16 protein-coding genes and 6 tRNA genes are annotated in these 17536 nt (G+C 44.4%); 13 read left to right on the forward strand and 9 right to left on the reverse strand.

Annotated features, from left to right (window positions below; all coding sequences use genetic code 11):
* Positions 1 to 58 precede the first annotated feature (58 nt).
* The gene (locus tag ACU70B_RS11560) at positions 59 to 1279 is read right to left on the reverse strand and encodes a tetratricopeptide repeat protein (protein WP_447183684.1); all 1221 of its coding nucleotides are present in this window, start codon (positions 1277 to 1279) and stop codon (positions 59 to 61) included.
* Between the two features lie 200 nt (positions 1280 to 1479).
* On the opposite strand from ACU70B_RS11560, the gene ACU70B_RS11565 reads away from it, so the two are divergent.
* Positions 1480 to 2322 carry a L,D-transpeptidase family protein gene (locus ACU70B_RS11565; RefSeq protein WP_447183685.1) on the forward strand — a complete coding sequence of 281 codons (843 nt, stop codon included), beginning with the start codon at positions 1480 to 1482 and terminating at the stop codon, positions 2320 to 2322.
* Positions 2323 to 2381: 59 nt separating this feature from the next.
* Here ACU70B_RS11565 and tsaA read toward each other — a convergent pair whose 3' ends face one another.
* Entirely contained in the window at positions 2382 to 3170 is a 789-nt protein-coding gene (tsaA, locus tag ACU70B_RS11570) for a tRNA (N6-threonylcarbamoyladenosine(37)-N6)-methyltransferase TrmO (RefSeq protein WP_447183686.1), read from the reverse strand.
* 153 nt (positions 3171 to 3323) lie between these two features.
* On the opposite strand from tsaA, the gene ACU70B_RS11575 reads away from it, so the two are divergent.
* From ACU70B_RS11575 to ACU70B_RS11590, 4 genes are all read left to right on the forward strand, one after another.
* Positions 3324 to 3401: transfer RNA gene (locus tag ACU70B_RS11575), tRNA-Pro, on the forward strand.
* A gap of 206 nt (positions 3402 to 3607) precedes the next feature.
* Entirely contained in the window at positions 3608 to 3922 is a 315-nt protein-coding gene (locus ACU70B_RS11580; protein ID WP_447183687.1) for a hypothetical protein, read from the forward strand.
* A 479-nt stretch (positions 3923 to 4401) separates the two neighbouring features.
* A complete protein-coding gene (locus ACU70B_RS11585) occupies positions 4402 to 5040 on the forward strand; it encodes a transglutaminase-like domain-containing protein (RefSeq protein WP_447183688.1) in 639 nt (212 codons plus the stop codon).
* A gap of 127 nt (positions 5041 to 5167) precedes the next feature.
* A complete protein-coding gene (locus tag ACU70B_RS11590; RefSeq protein ID WP_447183689.1) occupies positions 5168 to 8248 on the forward strand; it encodes an S-layer homology domain-containing protein in 3081 nt (1026 codons plus the stop codon).
* Between the two features lie 80 nt (positions 8249 to 8328).
* Here ACU70B_RS11590 and ACU70B_RS11595 read toward each other — a convergent pair whose 3' ends face one another.
* The 3 genes from ACU70B_RS11595 to ACU70B_RS11605 form a co-directional block, all read right to left on the reverse strand.
* Positions 8329 to 9015, reverse strand: a complete 687-nt coding sequence (locus tag ACU70B_RS11595; protein WP_447183690.1) for a cytochrome c biogenesis CcdA family protein — start codon at positions 9013 to 9015, stop codon at positions 8329 to 8331.
* Positions 9016 to 9453: a thioredoxin family protein gene (locus ACU70B_RS11600; RefSeq protein WP_447183691.1), complete on the reverse strand. Its 438-nt coding sequence runs from the start codon at positions 9451 to 9453 to the stop codon at positions 9016 to 9018.
* 108 nt (positions 9454 to 9561) lie between these two features.
* On the reverse strand, positions 9562 to 10857 hold the full coding sequence (locus ACU70B_RS11605) for an acetyl-CoA hydrolase/transferase family protein (protein ID WP_447183692.1): 1296 nt from the start codon (positions 10855 to 10857) through the stop codon (positions 9562 to 9564).
* 293 nt (positions 10858 to 11150) lie between these two features.
* Here ACU70B_RS11605 and ACU70B_RS11610 point away from each other — a divergent pair.
* The 5 genes from ACU70B_RS11610 to ACU70B_RS11630 all read left to right on the forward strand — a co-directional run bounded on the left by ACU70B_RS11610 (position 11151) and on the right by ACU70B_RS11630 (position 11611).
* Positions 11151 to 11224 (forward strand) — tRNA-Gly (locus ACU70B_RS11610).
* A gap of 7 nt (positions 11225 to 11231) precedes the next feature.
* A tRNA-Arg gene (locus ACU70B_RS11615) sits at positions 11232 to 11308 on the forward strand.
* Between the two features lie 21 nt (positions 11309 to 11329).
* Positions 11330 to 11406: transfer RNA gene (locus ACU70B_RS11620), tRNA-His, on the forward strand.
* A gap of 47 nt (positions 11407 to 11453) precedes the next feature.
* A tRNA-Gln gene (locus tag ACU70B_RS11625) sits at positions 11454 to 11528 on the forward strand.
* A 7-nt stretch (positions 11529 to 11535) separates the two neighbouring features.
* A tRNA-Lys gene (locus ACU70B_RS11630) sits at positions 11536 to 11611 on the forward strand.
* Positions 11612 to 11809: 198 nt separating this feature from the next.
* Here the strand turns inward: ACU70B_RS11630 and ACU70B_RS11635 are convergent.
* The 4 genes from ACU70B_RS11635 to ACU70B_RS11650 are packed head-to-tail and all read right to left on the reverse strand — an operon-like array spanning position 11810 to position 15862.
* Entirely contained in the window at positions 11810 to 12991 is a 1182-nt protein-coding gene (locus ACU70B_RS11635; RefSeq protein WP_447183693.1) for a site-specific DNA-methyltransferase, read from the reverse strand.
* Between the two features lie 29 nt (positions 12992 to 13020).
* Positions 13021 to 14427: a DNA adenine methylase gene (locus ACU70B_RS11640; RefSeq protein ID WP_447183694.1), complete on the reverse strand. Its 1407-nt coding sequence runs from the start codon at positions 14425 to 14427 to the stop codon at positions 13021 to 13023.
* Between the two features lie 16 nt (positions 14428 to 14443).
* Entirely contained in the window at positions 14444 to 15571 is a 1128-nt protein-coding gene (locus ACU70B_RS11645) for a phospholipase D family protein (RefSeq protein WP_447183695.1), read from the reverse strand.
* Positions 15572 to 15610: 39 nt separating this feature from the next.
* A complete protein-coding gene (locus ACU70B_RS11650; RefSeq protein ID WP_447183696.1) occupies positions 15611 to 15862 on the reverse strand; it encodes a hypothetical protein in 252 nt (83 codons plus the stop codon).
* Positions 15863 to 16209: 347 nt separating this feature from the next.
* Here ACU70B_RS11650 and ACU70B_RS11655 point away from each other — a divergent pair, with 347 nt between their 5' ends.
* The 3 genes from ACU70B_RS11655 (at position 16210) to ACU70B_RS11665 (ending at position 17488) form a co-directional block, all read left to right on the forward strand.
* The gene (locus ACU70B_RS11655) at positions 16210 to 16788 is read left to right on the forward strand and encodes a hypothetical protein (protein ID WP_447183697.1); all 579 of its coding nucleotides are present in this window, start codon (positions 16210 to 16212) and stop codon (positions 16786 to 16788) included.
* 202 nt (positions 16789 to 16990) lie between these two features.
* Positions 16991 to 17215, forward strand: coding sequence for a DUF1659 domain-containing protein (locus tag ACU70B_RS11660; protein WP_447183698.1), 225 nt, complete (start codon positions 16991 to 16993; stop codon positions 17213 to 17215).
* 48 nt (positions 17216 to 17263) lie between these two features.
* Positions 17264 to 17488 carry a DUF2922 domain-containing protein gene (locus ACU70B_RS11665; protein WP_447183699.1) on the forward strand — a complete coding sequence of 75 codons (225 nt, stop codon included), beginning with the start codon at positions 17264 to 17266 and terminating at the stop codon, positions 17486 to 17488.
* Positions 17489 to 17536 lie beyond the last annotated feature (48 nt).

The raw sequence follows: 17536 nt of genomic DNA on the forward strand, positions 1-17536 counted from the left end.
ATACATCCAGCAAAGGGGTTAAAAAAGGCCGGGCTTTTCCGGCCCGGCCATTAACTGCTTAATTCATAATCTGTTTGGATAAAGTAGTGGATAAATACCCGCTTTCCGGTTCGATAGCCTGAAGCTCTTTAAACATCTTCCGGGCGGACTTATCGTCTCCGCTGCGGTGGTACACAGTCCCCAGGTAGTACAAGCTGTCGTCATAATAATTACTATCGGGAAACTCCTTTAGGTATTGAAGGTAATATTCCCTGGCTTCGTCCAAATTTCCGCTCAGATATTTGGTTCGGGCCAGGTAATACAGGGCTTCCCGATTTAAATAGCTCCCAGATTGCATTCCAACCACCTCACCCAGGTTAGTTGCTGCCGACTGCCAGTCGGCCCTTAGATATGCGGCCAGCCCTTTGTTATAATAAAGCTCTTCACCGGCATCATTTTTGCCCTGTTTTAAATCAACTTGCGGCTGCCCGCTGGCATTAGCCGAAAATTCCAGTTTGGAAGCCGGAGCTATAACCGGGGCAGTTTTACCCGTCTTCTTGGTCGCTTGCATGGAGTCCATTATTTTCTTCTGCACAGCCTGGGTTTTTAAAGCCCCAACCTGTTTCTGGTCAATATAATAGCTGGCAGGTATAAGAAGGGCCAGACATAGTATCCCGGCAGCAGCCCAGGCTAAACCGTAATAACGGGAGCCGTGCTTTACTTTCATTGCAGCAGCTTCTTTATTACCGGCGGCAATCTGTTCACAGGCCAAGGTCCGGTTTTCCTTCCTGCTTTCCAGATAACCCAGCAGGGATTTATTGCTCCGGTCCAGCTGCAGACCTTTTTGCCATACTGTTTTGGCTTTATCAGCCTCAGAAAGAGCCAGGTGGCAAAGGCCCAGCAACTCGTATAAGCTGACAAATCCGTCGTTCTCTTCCATCAATTGCCTTAACTCCTTTACCGCCTGCTGATAGTTCCTGCTCTCCATACGGGCCAGAACTTCACGATAACGTTTCAACCAGGATTGAAACGCCGGAGCAGTTGACGATTTTAGCCTGACCTCGGCGTCTTTATTAGCTTCATCCAACCTGAGCACCATTTCCCAGCAGGCTATAGCCCGGTCAAATTCCCCCTGTATAAAGTAACAGGAGGCAATTAGATTGATGATTTTTACATTCTCCGGTTCCAGTTCTACCGCCTGCAACAATTCTTCCAGCGCAGCGCTGATATCATGATTGCGCATTTTATCTAACGCAGCCTCGATCATGCTTTCCACCTGCCTGATATCGTTCTCCTGCATTTTCCCACCACACTCTCAATGCTTTTCTGTTTACTTCTACATAAGTTAAAGATTTCCTCCTAATATTTGGAATTTATTAATTATTTTTCCTGAAATCTATTCTCGCCGCCGGCCTGTCAACTCAGCTGAGCAAAATTCATAGTATATACAGTGAAAATAATTCTTGCCCCGTATATGAGGGTCAACAAAGGAGAAAATAAATGATTTATGCCAGCCGGTTTTTAAGATATGGTGAAAACACTATGCAGGGGCCCGATGTGCTTCTGCTCCAGGAAAAACTTATTGAAGCGGGGTACCATATCGCCGCCAGCGGCAGCTATGATCAAACCACGGCCAAAGCAGTAGTGCATTTACAGCAGCTATTAGACCTGTCGGCGGACGGGGTTGTCGGACCTGAAATCTGGAACACACTGAACCTGGGAAGAGAAAAAACAGCGGCCGGCAAAGAATCTTTGACTGCACGGCCATCTATTTTGATCAACCTGAGCAAGCGCAGGCTGACCTTTACTATTGGCGGGAAAAGCACCGGCTATCCGGTGGCTATAGGGAAACCATCCACCCCAAGCCCCCTGGGCAATTGGGTAATCGTTCAGAAAACAATGAATCCCGGCGGCCCCTTCGGTGCTCGCTGGATGAGATTGTCAGTTCCCTGGGGAGGGTATGGTATTCACGGCACCAATAACCCCAATTCGATCGGCAGGGCGGTAAGCCATGGCTGCATCCGCATGTATAATAAGGATGTGATAAAAATATATGACCTCACCCCTATTGGTACGCCAGTAAATATAGTTGGCAAGGCCTATACGGGAAGGATATTAAAAGAGGGTTCCAGCGGTGATGATGTGAAGCAATTGCAAAAGGATCTCAAAAAGCTGGGTTATTATAATTCCTCAACTGATGGTGCATTCGGGCCTAAGACCACAGAGGCGGTGAAGTCTTTCCAGACCGATTATGATTTGGCCAGCGACGGGATTGTAGGTCCTTATACCTATTTCGCCCTGGAGAAAGCTATGGATATTGCCAACAATAGTTTTGAGCCATAGCTGAACCCCGGATAATTCCGGGGTACATGCAGACCATGGCTTACAGATTATTGACAGCCTCAGAATATATAAAAAAGGTCTTCATCAGCCAAATAATTTATATCTTCCCGACTGAAGACATCTTTCAGACAGATAGTCAAGACGCGGCCATTTTTAGCCCAGATAGTTTCACTCCTGTCACTCATATTGCTGTAATTGAAGCGCGGGGGATTGGCAAAACGGGCGCGGCTGATTCCCTGAATAGTGTCAGCCAGACAGGGCGATCCCTGTACTTTGACCATGAGGTCCGAACAGTTGAGTTGACCAAAGTAATCCTCGGCTATAGCTGCCATTCTCACTCCTATCAGCATATCCGGACACTCTTCCCCGTGGTGAACCAACGCATGTTTTCTAATCATACCCCGGCGCATTTCCCGGCTTTTTCCCCTTACATAGGGAGTAAGGGGCGAAAAGATGGTATCATTTTCAAAATAGGGTTTGATATCCAATACAGGCGTCCCGCCTACTGCGTCCAATCCCAGAACGTATACCCTGTTGCCGTCCACTCCTTCCAGTTTTACCAGACTTAAGCCAATCGGGTTAGGGCGGGCATAAGCACGCAGGGCAAAAACTCCATATTCAGGTAAATCAGGATTAACCTTACCCGGTTTGACCTTTAACACATCCCGCGGCGCCTTATGAAACCAGGACAAGATCCAAATGTTAGAGCTCTCCTCCAGTCCCTGCAGAGCCTCGGCGTATTCGGGCATGAGCTCAATAACAGCATCTCTTCCCCCCAAAGGCATATCCCCGGGTTCTTCTACCGGCGAAAGAACGTAACCCACCGGACTCAAGTCTATATTAACCATCCCCTGCTCCTCCTTCTTTATTTTGCTTTGCTTACCTTCATTATATATTAACAGCGTTTTGCGTGAATGCTGAGATCAGCTTAAGCAAGCAAGCGTTACCGGCCTGCCATACAATTGACATTCTTACGCTCCAGGTGCTATCATAAAGAAGTTCGGGGCGTAGCGCAGCTTGGCTAGCGCGTCTGATTTGGGATCAGAAGGTCGCAGGTTCAAATCCTGTCGCCCCGACCAGCAGAAATGAATTACCGCGCAGGTTAGCGCGGTTTTTTTATGCTTATCTGTATTATATGCCCCTTTAGTTGGAAGCCGGTGTCAGTTTAAGATCGCAAGCCCATTTAGCCGTTTTAAAATATACCAGCGCTTTAGTTATTTTTTGGAATAATTCCTGCTTTTGTTTGATATATATCAATGTAAAAAAACAAAGGAGGTTTTCTATCTTGAGAATTATCACAAACTTGGATCAAGGTGCAAATGTTTCCCTTACCCAATATGAGCTTTTCACTGTTGAAATTGCTTATAACCCGACAACTGGCGTACATCTATCAGGTCCGTCCTTTCAAAAAGAGCAAAATGCCATTGTGATATCTGAAGCATACTATCCGGACAATCCCAGCCTTATTGGTTCTCCCGGGAAAAAAGTCTACCTGATGATGGCAACCGCTCCGCTGGTTTCGTCCCTGTATTGGTTCTTCTCCCGTTCCTCTTATGTAGCAGATTTTAATTTTGAATTGGCTGTGCTGCCTCACAATTAAAACAATATTATGATTCTTGCCCAACAAAAGAACTGTTCGGTATCTGTCCACCTAAATATTTAAGAGTATGTACCTGAATATAGCCGGGGATCAAATCCCGGCTTTTCTACATTATGTTTGTGCTACGTTTTACTTATCGAATGCCGCTCATTTTTAATCGTGACCAGAAAAAGTATTGGCTGCAGGGCCTTTCCGAAGCTGGTATAGAAGATATGCCTTCCTTATTAAACCCGCCGAAAATTCGTTGCTTATCCGGCATCAAACAGGGCAAAAAGTACACGCCATGATGATCCCCAGTGCATCCAGGCTATAAGGTAAAAAAACCGAATCCCGACATGGTATAACAGTTTATTGCATAGTTTCTTTTTTAAACAGATTTCCCAGGAATAGGTTGTATAATTAAAGGATAATTTGTTTTGAAAGGATAATATTCTTTTCATGTCGAAGTATTTAACTTTAATAACCGGAGGAGGTTTTTTATGAAAGATACATCGTTGTATCTGCAGGCCACCCCTTTTATAGAAAGCGAGCATCCCCTTATTCGTAACCTGGCAGAGCAAATTACCCAAGGCCTTGTTAGTGAAGTTGATAAAGCAGTGGCCCTGTTCAATCATGTACGAGATAAATGCCACTATAATATGTACGCTACTACCGGGGATATTGAAGCGTACCGTGCCTCTATAATCCTGGCCAAAGGTCAGGGCTGGTGTGTGCAGAAGGCTGTTCTGCTGGCAGCACTATGTCGCGCGGCAGGAATACCCTGCGGATTTATCCTCGCTTCCATACGCAACCATAAATCCCCGCCGGAAGCTATGGAACTCATGCAGACCAACGTGTTTTTCCCGCATATGTATAACTGCATTTTCCTGAATGGCAATTGGCTCAAGGCGGCCCCTGCCTTTGACCAGGAAATATGCGAACGGACCGGTGTTCCAGTAGTAGTTTTCAACGGGCTTAGTGATGCCATACTTCCGAACAAGGATTTACAAGGCCACCCATTTATCGACTATCTGGAGGACTTCGGCATATACCCTGACCTGCCCTGGGATTTTATCCTGGAAAACAGCCGAAGGATTTACGGGGATCTGGCTGAAAACTGGCTGGATAAAGAACCATAGCTTTCACGTAACGCCTCTGGTTTTTACGATACGGAATATATATCTGCCGAAACATTCTATCTCGCCCGATCAATATATTCCAGCTTAGGAATCAATTGAGACATATCCGAATGAAAGGAAGTATGTTATGCGAAAAACCTCAAGGAACATTTTCACCTGCAGTTTTATCTTTTTGCTGTTGCTCACATTAACAGGGGTCGCTGCGGCCGTTCCAGCCGATAGTAAAAGTGAAGCGTCGGTTTCCTTATTCAACGACGTTAGCAGCAGTGACGTTAATGTCCTCTACATAAACTATATGGCCGCAAGAGGGCTGATCAGCGGCTTCCCCGACGGCAGCTTCCACCCCGCCGATGGGCTTACCCGGGCCCAGGCAGCAGCCTTATTGTGCCGGGTTAAGGGGTTAGATACCACAAGCGCCGCGCCGAGCAGCTTCGCTGACGTCGCTGGCAGCCACTGGGCCGTTTCTTATATCAACGCAGCATACCAGGCCGGATACATAAGCGGATTTCCCGATAACACCTACCAGCCTGAAGCCATGTTGACCAGAGCCCAAGGGATAAGCCTCTTCTTAAGAACATCAAGCGCTCCTGACACCGGTGAGGAATCAGTTTCCTTGGAAGACATGAATAAAAGCCACTGGGCCGCTGCAGCCATGGCAACCGCCCTGGCTGCAGGAATGATAACAACAGATGGCAATAAGATCAATCCCGAGCAGGCATTTAATAGGGGTGATGCGGCTAAAGCTTTAAGTATCTTATTAACCCAAGACCCCGGATTAAACCAGAACCAGCTCACAGGTAAACTTAAAGCCAAAGGAAAAGTAAGCCTCAAAAGAGCAGGCAGCGATGAAGCTCAACCCGTATCAGCGCCCGCCATAGTTAAAGCCGGAGATACCATAATAACCGGGAACGACGGCGAAGCCGAAATAAACTTTCCTGACGGCAGCGGTATACTCTTAAAACACAATACCCAAATAAGCATAACCGAAGCCAAGGGCAGAGCCTTCATTAAAAGCGGCGGAATGCCGGGAACCGCAGTCGATAATCTGGAGATAGAGCTTAGCCAGGGTAAAATATTTGGAGCTCTTGCCAGTAAATATACCGGCAATCCAGAAGATAATCATACCGCCGCTAATAACAAGCATAAACTGTTAGCCAGCAGAGACCAAAACTTTGATTTATTAGCCGCCAAAGAGGGCGAGCAGTGGTATAAAACGGCGGAAAAGAAAAAGGTAAAGGTAAAGGTAGATATGCCCTGGGGAGTTGCCGCTATAAGAGGAAGCTTCTGGAGTAACACCGTAAGCGGTACGGGCTGCGGCATGACCCTTTTAGAAGGAGAAGGAAATCTGAGCAGCGGTGGCCAGACTCAGAACCTGTCCCCGGGGCAGAGTTCCGGTATAGGTACCCAGGGAACTCCCCCCTCTCCCCCAGGCCCTATGAATCCATCCGAAGCCAGAGATTGGTCCCAGCAGAGAGGCTGGGTAACAGATAGAGCCAGCGACATGCAGAACAACCGGGAAACACCGCTTGGCGCACCCCAGGGCAACCAGTCCGGCAGCAGCCCTATGGGTAACCTGACGAATATTCTGAACCAGGCACTAAACCAGGCGCAAATTACCGCCGGAAATCAAACCGGCACCGGGGGCGGAGGAAGTAATAATCCCGGCGCCCAGCAGGTTATGGCACCTACCGCCACCCCACCTGCCGGCAGTTATATAACTGTCCCAACTGTAACACTAAGCACCACTACTACCGGTGCGGCTATTTATTACACCATTGACGGCAGCGATCCAAAAACGAGCAATACCCGGGCGGTATACAGTACACCCTTTAATGTTGCTGCATCCGCCACCGTTAAGGCCTATGCGGTTAAGACCGGTATGAGCGATAGCCAGGTGGTCAGTTTCGCCTATACTATCGCTAGTGCTCCACCAACCATAGCGCTCACCCTGGAACGGGACAGCTTCTGTCTAATCAATGGGGACTACGGTTCTATAGAATACAGCACTTCTCCATCTGATGCCAATGTAGAGGTTACCGCTAACAGCAACCCTGATGTAGCAACTTTAAACCTAAATTGTAACACGCAAACGGGATGCCGCTGGGGAGAAATTATTGCTTACACTGAAGGTTCCACTATTATTACCCTTACAGCCAGTAAAGATGGATATACTTCTTCGACCAGGACCATAGGCATTATTGTAGTACCGAGGGTGGAAATATATCCTGGTCAGTTAATGGAAGGATATGTCAATACTAATATTACAATAAACCAGGGAGATGCTAGCTCGGCTATATGGACAAGTAGTGATACTATCAGCCTGGATTTATGGCAAGGAAGTGAAGTTGTTTTACCCCCACCCGCACAAGAATCGTGGTTTATTAATCCGGTAGCAGTATCTGATCCTGAGTATGGGTATCCAACAATAGAATCCACTTTACGTTCCGGATTGGAACAGGGTATGTATGCCATCGTAGTCCTTAAAAATAATACTCCGGTAGCTATAACAACGATAGAAGTCATTCCAGCACAGTGCAATTATGACAAATCAACTACTGAGATTGACGGCTTGCTCGCATTGGAGACAAGTCGCACTGTAACTGCCGTTGCTCGCACCGGCGACGGCACTCCTGTTCCCGGCTACCGGTTTATTTTGGATATAGGTGTGACAAATAATGATGCGGCAACAGCGGAAAGTTATCTTATTGACGGTATCAGTTATACCGCCGATGCAACCGGGGTGGAGTTAACTACCTCAGCGAACGCAGACGGGATTACAACATTTAACATAGTTCTGCCCTCTTCAATAGACAATGGCGACGGGATTTCCATTAAAGCCAAGACCGAAAACTATCCATATCCGCAGTATGTTATTAATAATTATATGTATACCCAGGGGAACCAGGCACCGGAACTAACCGCAGCAGATCCGGCATATGCCAATACTGCCCCGGAATACTGCTTCGATATTACCTTTACCGATGATCAAACCTGGAGAAACAACATAACCGGAGTTGTAGTTGGTGGTATTACCCTTGCGGATAAGGCTGAAGTCGGACCTTATGGCGCCTATGAACTTGGTGAAGGCTATCTACGCCTCTATCCCGCGGACGCATATCCCCTGCAAAACCCGGGGCAGAAGTATATTACCGTAAAAGCAACCGGCTATGAGGATACCGCTGTATTACAGATGATCAGCTTACCCTAAACCTTAATATTGAAACAGCAAGGGCGGCTTCCCTTTTTGTCAAAGGGAAACCGCCCTTATTTTATTATGCTTACTTGCCTTTACGCTATCCAGGCAAAATATCCGCCGATCAGTATAATCATCACTCCCGCCACCTTTTCCAGCACCGCATTCCAGCGGGCGAATTGGTCCATGCGGGCGACCAGTCCGGTGAATGTGCCTATGGCAACAATAGGAACCCCGCGGCCCAGGGCATAGACGAAAAGCAGGGTGGCGCCGTAGAGCCACTGACCGCTGGCCATAGCCAGGGATAGAATGGCCAGTAATATGGGAGTCCCGCACTGGGAACCTACCAGCCCCATCACCAGCCCCAAAATGTAGCTGCCCAGGTAACCCTTCTGTTCTCCGGCCCGGGTGAGCAGATCGCCGCCGAAACTGAAATTAAATTTCCATACTCCCACCAGATTCAGGCCTATGACTATACATACGGCGGCAACGACATAGTATAAAATGCTCCGGCTGGCTCCGAATATTCCCCCCACGGCGGCAATGATAAGCCCCAACAGCATAAACGTTGTAGCAGTACCCAGTGTAAAGAGCAAAGACATCATAAAACTACGTTTTTTGCCTGCTTCGGTACCTGCCACATAACCGATTATTACGGGTACCGTACTGAGATTGCAGGGACCAATGCTGGTAATAATACCGGCTAAAAAAACCAGGCCGTAGCCGTAAAGGGAGAAATTGGTCAAAAACTGCGGTGCTGCCTGATTTAGCCAGTTCTCCATTTATGGCTTCACCACCTTGTCAAGTTCGGTTCGCAGGTCATCTTCAGCGATGGTTCCTACCTCCTTGTAGCTGAGTTTGCCTTTACCATCGATAATAAACGTGGTGGGAACATAAGCGATACCGTAATCCTTTGCCAATTGGGCATTTTCCTTATCATCAACATCAATGGATATGAACTTGACTTTGCCCTTATACTCCGGTTCTATGCGGTCATAAATCTTCTTCAGTTCCACACAAGACGGGCAGTTGGCAGAGCGAAACAAGAGCCACATACTGCCCCCCGCTTGTTTTCCAGCCTCTATTTGCCGGGCAGCGGTACTGGAACCTGGTGCGGGAGCAGACTCATTCCCGGGTTGAATAAATTTATAATAGAGAAATATACCCAACAGGAGCACCATAACAGCTATAATTGCAACATTAATTGGTTTCTGTTTCATAAATCTTCCCCCTATCGATTTTTTATAGCTATGATTATACTTTTACTCCGGCCTTCTGCAAAGCTCTGCCTAAAAATTAAGCCGGCGCAGCTGCCGGCCCTGTCCGTTTTACCAAACCATATTATGCCTGGCTTCAAATCTGAGTTCATCGCGGAAATTGGGATGGGCTATATTTATCAGTTCCTGAACCCTTTCCCGAACCGAGCGTCCCCGGAGGCAGGCTACTCCATACTCGGTAACCACACAGTCAACATCGATACGGGAAGTGGTAACAACCGTACCCGGCTTAAACCAGGGAACAATGCGGGATACACTATCGTTTTTGGCCGAGGAGTAGAAGGCCAGTATCGATTTCCCACCGGGTGAATCCTGAGCTCCGGTTATGAATTCCTTATGTCCTCCGGTACCGCTATATTGCTTAAACCCCAAAGATTCGGCACAGCATTGTCCAGTCAGATCCATTTGCAGAGCCGAATTAATGGAAACCATTTTATAATTGCGCGAGATAACAGCCGGGTCGTTGACTACGCTGCCCCGGTGGAACTCCACCGCCATGTTTTCATCCAAAAAATCATAAAGTCTTTTTGAACCCAGGGCTACGTCAGCAATAAACTTGTCCTTCCACAGGGTTTTTTTACGGTTAGTTATGGCTCCAGTCTCATATAAATCCAGCATGGCATCAGTGAACATTTCCGAATGCACGCCCAGATCCTTTTTACGGCTCAGGCAATGGGCAATAGCTCCCGGAATGTTACCAAAGCCAATTTGTATGGTTGACCCATCTTCCACCAGATCAGCGGCATAGTTGCCTATTAATAAATCCTTTTCACTCAACGGCGGCAGTTCCAGAGTAGGTACTTCATAATCCACTTCGACCAGATAATCAATATCTGATATATGAATATGAGTGTCTCCATGGGTTCGGGGCAATTTAGGATTGACCTCCATTATTACGATATCGGCATTTTCGATAAAGTCTTTTTCCAGAACCGTACTTAGAGATAGGGAAAAGTAACCATGTTTATCCATGGGCGAAACGCAACCCAAAAATACATCAGGGCTGCGGTAAGCCATGCGATTCCTGCTAAACTGGTGCAACTGTAAAGGCACATAGGAAACTGTTTCCTGGTTATGGGCAGCGCGCGGACCGTCAGAGTAGAACCAGCTGTTCAGAAGGAAATGCCCCTTCATCTCCGGATTCATAAAAAATTCGTATTTTTCCCGCATCATGGCATTTACTACAGAAACATTTTCCACCCGGTCTTTTATAGTATGGAGGCTGCTTAACAGGACTACTGGTTCACAGGCGCAAAGAGAAGTGACCACTTCCTGATGGCTTTTAATGTTTTCCAGAACCTTTTCCAACGATACCAGCTTGCGCTGGTACATCTCCCTGTAGTTCAATTATCTCACACCTCATAATTATTTATAATTGCTGCAATTAATAGTAATACGCCCCTATTATGGCATAGATCAAGCGTTTTTTTCAACCGATATTGTTGTGGGGTGAGGAAATGCCTCTTAAATAACATAGTCTTAAAAAATGGTATAACGTTATAGGCTCAAGCATATAATAATAAATAGCGCCGTCATTGGGCCGGAATTACCATAGCGTGATAGGAAACACCGTAATCTACGCAGAAAGTTGAAATCGTTCTTGAAATGGGTATGGAAAAGATATATAATACTCTTTGCGGGCGGGTGTAGCTCAGTGGTAGAGCCCCAGCCTTCCAAGCTGGTTGCGAGGGTTCGATTCCCTCTACCCGCTCCATTTTTATGTCCCTGTAGCTCAGCTGGACAGAGCAACGGCCTTCTAAGCCGTGGGTCGGGGGTTCGAATCCCTCCGGGGACGCCACTATAACTTCGGACCAACGTGGTGGGTGTAGCTCAGTCGGCTAGAGCACCAGATTGTGGCTCTGGGGGTCGTGGGTTCAAGTCCCATCACCCACCCCATTTAACCCTTGACAGCGTCATTAATATGCTATTATACTCTTTACTGTTGGGGTGTAGCCAAGGGGTAAGGCAACGGACTTTGACTCCGTCATTCGTTGGTTCAAATCCAGCCACCCCAGCCATTTTTATGGGCCATTAGCTCAGGAGGTAGAGCACCTGACTTTTAATCAGGGTGTCGGAGGTTCGAATCCTCCATGGCTCACCATTAGAAAATGAGAAACCGCGCAGGTTTGCGCGGTTTTTTTGATTTTCTGTTTTATAGATCTAATTGCCTCTCGTCGCCAAATCGTCGCCGTAAATATCATATCTATGTTTAACTAATTGAATCAATCGTATAGGCAGCTAACTCTTAATCAGAAGGTTGCAGGTTCAATTCCAACCGAATCTGCTTACTTTTTTGTATTTATAGCGACGATTTGGCGACTTGATCTTCATTGTAGTATTTTGATTCGTTCAACTCATAGAATTTAAATCCTCCTCCGCCTTTCCAATCAACATTTTTAGAAATTCCACCTTTTTCACCTTGTATAACACGGGACATTCTTAAAGAAACATAATCAATTATATGCTCTCCTATTTCAATTCCAATATATTTTCGTTTCATTTTATGCGCAACAGCTGTTGTTGTACCTGATCCTAAATATGCATCTAAAACTAAATCACCTTCATTTGTAGCAATGTCCAGTATTCTCTTAACTAATTGTTCCGGTTTAGGGGTATCAAATACAAGGCTATCTGGGAATATACTTAACAAATGCTTTTTTGCCATTTTATTAGTACCCACATCGGTAGCTAACCATAAAGTTTCAGGTGTTAAGCCAGTGGATGATTGCGATAAGAATTTTTTAATACGAGGAACACCATTACCATTTTCGCCAAACCAAATATTATTGTTACTAATCTCTTGATTCATTTTTTTCTCATTGTAAACCCAACACCTTCCATTTGGTAAGGCATGTACTTTCCCACTAGGTGCTGTAATTTTATAAAACTGCGATGGAACAGCATGACCTGATTGTACATTTGCTGATACTGATTGCCATGGTCCCCTGGGATCATTATCTGGATTCTTATATCTGGAAAGAATCTCTGATGTAAATGGTAGTAAATTTCTTGATTGCTTAAAACTATTTGGGGTTTTAGCATAAACTAATATATATTCATGATTGTTTGAAAAAACTCTGCGATTTTCCCTTGTGGTTCTTTGCTGCCAAACAATAGTTGTAATAAAATTCTTTCTACCAAATACTCTGTCAGCTGCCACTTTAAGGTAATGTACTTCACTATCATCAATAGATATCCATATACTACCTTCATCACACAGTAAAGGGTTTAGCTTTGTTAATGTTTCAGTAATACCAATTAGCCAAACATCATGATCTTTATCATCACGATAATGATTGTATTTTTCTCCATTATTGTACGGTGGATCAATATATATACATTTCACCTGATTGCTATACTTATTTTTTAACATATCAAGCACAATATGATTATCTCCTTTGATAATCATATTGTCTGTATCGGCGTCACCATATGAATATTTATTAATAGGCTCAAGTTCAGGTTGTTGAATACTTGCCATACGTCTATACTCCTCCATGAAAATAATTACTACTTACATACTATTAATATTTCAGCATCGTTTGAGACATTTAAGTTCTTATCAGACTTATTTAATTTACTATGTGAAAATTGACCTGCGCTAACGAGATCAACGTTCTTATAATATTTCTTGGCAATAGCCTCCAATTCACTAATTGATAATATTCTGGGGCTTGTTTCTCGCGTCTTATCGTATGGGGAGTACGATAAGACTAGTGCAGCACCCATACTATGTATTTTTTTAAACATTGTATCGAAGGCAATACCAGCCTGACTTTTTATACAGAATGGTGATTGGTGCCGATCTTCTCGATATATTCCTCTACTTATAGTATTTCCTCCATGCAAATTAGATTTTGAAATCGTAGGATTATCACGCAAACAAATAGTTTCTAGAACATGATAATATCTACTATAATGATACCTAGTATATGGTGGATCTGCATACACAACCTTAATATCATTTTTTATAATATCTAGCGCATCAGAGTAATCCATTTTATATATATAATGATTATAATTGGCTTTCTCTTGCGATAAATAACGTTCTAACCATTTTCCAAAAACCTCAAATACGTTATCATTTCTATCTTTTTGAATCCTATTAATAATGTTTTTTTTGGGAGTTCCATCTGATTTTCTGGGCTTTATAGGTTGAGCAAATTGTTTACCAACCGTATTTACTATTTCACTTGCAGTACTTAAGGTTGCTGCAAGAAAGGTATCTTGTACTTCTTTACTAAGCTTATGTATTTGCTCGAGTAAACTATCAATTTGCATAGCCTGCAAATAAGAAAAATAAAGACCACCAAAATAACGAACAACTAGTGCCTCAGGGCCTGATATGAAATCTAATGCAATTAAACGAGAGTTTGTACTTCTAAGTGCATCAATTAATTCAGCAGAACAAGATGAAATAATACCTTGTTCAAAACTAATAATTGAACCACTTTCAACTAATTCACATAATGGGATTAGATCTCCATGTGAAGCATTCCTAATACATTTTGTTTCATATTCAATCATAGGTTCAATAGCTCGATATAATTTTTTAAAATGATCAGCGTTCTTACATTGTTCAATAAAATCCTGAACTTGATAATTGCCATCTATAGGATTAAGTAAAGCTGAGCATATAACTCTAGAATATTCCTGTATATCTACTGCTGTTACTGACCTTGTTTTAGATAAATGTTTTGAAACAGTTCCAGAGCCAGCAAAAAGATCGCAAACACTTCCACCATCAGGATCTATTTTGTTTATAGTATTCTCAATAAAATCAAGAATTCTCAGTTTGCTTCCAAGGTAGTGAATCGGTCTAAATGATTCTTGGGTTAAAGGAATATCTTCCTTAAATATACTTAGTTGATGGTCCTTAACATAAATGCTACTTTGGTTTATTAATGAATCGTTCATTTATAATACACCTAATTCAATCTATAATATTCCAAAAAGGTAAATTTCCACAAAATGTTTTAACCTCCTGAACGGTTGCTTGGTATCTTTTCATTCTATCTGCTCGTCCATTATATTTCTGATCAAGAAATTGCCTTACTTCATAATAAAAAACATCGGTCGGCATAGCAAGAACATATAAAAACATTCGAGGTGACACACGAATAAATATCCCTATTGGTCTATCATTAATCGGATAAAGTTTATTAGCTGCTGCTTTCAATTCAAAACGCCAATTATGACAAACTACAGATACACTAGGCCTGACTTCAATTTCATCAAGAGTACCATCTGATAAGACATTTCGCAGTAAAATACGAAGACTATTATCGCCAGGTTGAGCTCCAAAGAAATTAATAAATGAATTCTTATCAAAATTTACCTGATTCCACCTATTGCCACTCTTGGGTATCTCAGTTATTAATACAGAATCTCGATCGGCGAAACTCCAAGCTTCAAAATCTTCATTTTCAATTATTGGTTCAACCTGTATTTCTTCCTCATCTTGTACATCAACATCAGTTTCTAAATGTGATTTTCGATAAATCCTAGAAGATAACATTGCATTTTCTTTAACCTTATTTAAAACATCAATATCATCAACCGATTTTAAACAATTACCATTATGGGCAAGCCAATCATTCCAACGTTCCTCAATTTCATTAATCTTAGCTTCATCAACATCAATAACAGTAAACGCTTCCCTATTTCGTCTAAGCCCCTTTTCAGTTAGATTACCTGATCCAAGTACCAAAGTCCCCCCACTATCGGTTTTAAACCAACTAAATTTCGGATGAAATAACGACCCTTTAGTATTATGAGAAAAGGCACTTATCTCTAGATTATTACTATATTCCTCACTCAGTCTCCCAAGCGTTTCCAGTGCCCGATCGCTGGTTATTTCATCGATCCCCACTACTAATTTAAAGCTCCCATTGGAAACAAAATCTATAAATACTTGATCTTCTAAAAATAATTTTACACCACCTGGTGTAACAAAGGCATATGTACCCCCACCATAAATTGCGCCCTCACAAGCGCTTAATAAAGCTTCATGTAAAGAATATGACTCTGGATATGTTGGATCTTGAATATAAAAATTCATCTAATTCCCTCCACAAATATTATTATAACTATTATTACTCTATAGCTTTAGATTCCCTTGATAATCAAAACTAAGACAATTAAGTATGGTTCCTTGCTCCCCCACCGCCACCATCCGATAATGGAGGATTATGTAGCCCTCCGGGTGCGCTGCACCGGGGCAGCCCCGCCATACTGCATCCGCGCATGCCGGGACTTCCCCTGCAATGCTGCGGGCCATGCATTTCCGCAAATGCTTTGCGGCGGTCGTTCGCACCTCATTCCTTTCGCTGCAACATTTTCTCCAGGGCATCGCCTCCGGCTCAGTGGCCGCCCGCTCGTCCGTCACTCAGATATATAACTCTGAAAAACAATAATCCGATTACCAGGGTTAAACCTGTCCCTTATATTTTCCTGAACCACCTGAGTGCCGGACCAGTTCCCCGGTGATTGCTCAGTGGTCTCCCCCATCCCTGCGGCGAAGGGTTAGTACTGCGGTCGTCTTATCCCTTAATCCCTGGAGGATAACACGACCTTGGCAGCATTAACAGCCCGCCATCATGCAAATGGAACCTGTTCCGCTACGCTCCACACGTTCCCGCCTGCGGCATAGTTATGCTATAATAAGAACACTAGTTCTGCAAGGAGGTATGTTTCATCATGGCCTCTCCCACAAACACTTTGACTTTGCCTGTACTGTTTCGACCCCTCTATACTGATTCCGGCAGCTCAACCGAACTGCTTTACGCTGATGCAGTAGTGAATATTGAATCCCGTTCCGTGGACTCTGTCCGCTCTTCCCTGGCCAAAGAGTTTGCCATAGACCTCCAGGCCCAGGCTCGGATTATTGCCCGCGATTTTAACCGCTATCCTCCCCTGCCCTTCTTTCTTCCTGAACCGACCAGGGCTGACGGGGGGCGGGTTTATGTGCCTTTGAAAATGCGTAAGCCCCGGGTAGCCCGTGACCGGGTTTATGGTTACATAGACCTTGCTTATATTGACCGCCCGGAACCGGGCGGAAAGGGTTCTTCTCTGTTATATCTTACTACTGGTGAGAGCTTCGAACTGTTCTGCTCGTTTTCCACTGCCCGCGCCAGTATTTCCCTGGGCCGGGATGTGGCTAACCGCTATTTGCGTCCTGCTCCGGCAGAAGAAGACCAGGTAATACAGGCGGCTCATATCCTCCTGAAGCGTTTGAACCGCATCGAGACTTATCTGGAACACCTGACCCGCATCTAATCATTTCCTGTTTTTACATTATTCTTCTACTAAAAGTCCCTTTACCCTTCTTTTATTATGCTTTCGTCTTCAGTTCCTACTTCCATTTTTACTGATGCTTTCACTTTCTCCCGTTTTGCTGCATTTCTTTACACCTCATACAATCAAGGCAGGAGAGCCATTCTGCCGGTGGCCTCCAGTTTAAGACAAGGAGGTGTAAATCATGGCTGTTACCGCAACTCCCATTGCAACCGACCTGGTCCTGGTGATGGAGAACGGAACAGGTGCATCCGGGCAGAATCTTTACGTCAGCCGCGCGTTTAAAGACGTAAAACCTGATGCTGTTCATGCCGACCTGTATGATGTAGCCCAGGCATTGATCGGCCTGCAGTCCAGAACCAACATTGGTATTCAACGTCGGGACTTTAACGAACTTATTAACGAGTAGACCCTATATGACCGTAATTCGATTATTTTTTAGAAAGGGGGATAAAACATGGCTATTCAGAGAGTTCTGGAAATGGACTTTGCTACTGAACTTAACCGGACTCATCGTATGCGCGTTTATGATGCCAGAGAGGCCGTAAGTGCTGCTGAAATCGCAGCGGCTATGGATACTGTCGTGGCCAAAAACATTTTCAACGGCTCCGGTGGCGAATTGACCGGCAAGATTGCCGCCCGTATCGTAACCAAGGAAACTGAAGACATCAGCCTGGTTTAGGCCAGGATGTAAATGGGCAGGGATTCCTGCCCGTTTTGTTTGTAAAAT

The organism is Syntrophomonas curvata, from assembly GCF_052976825.1.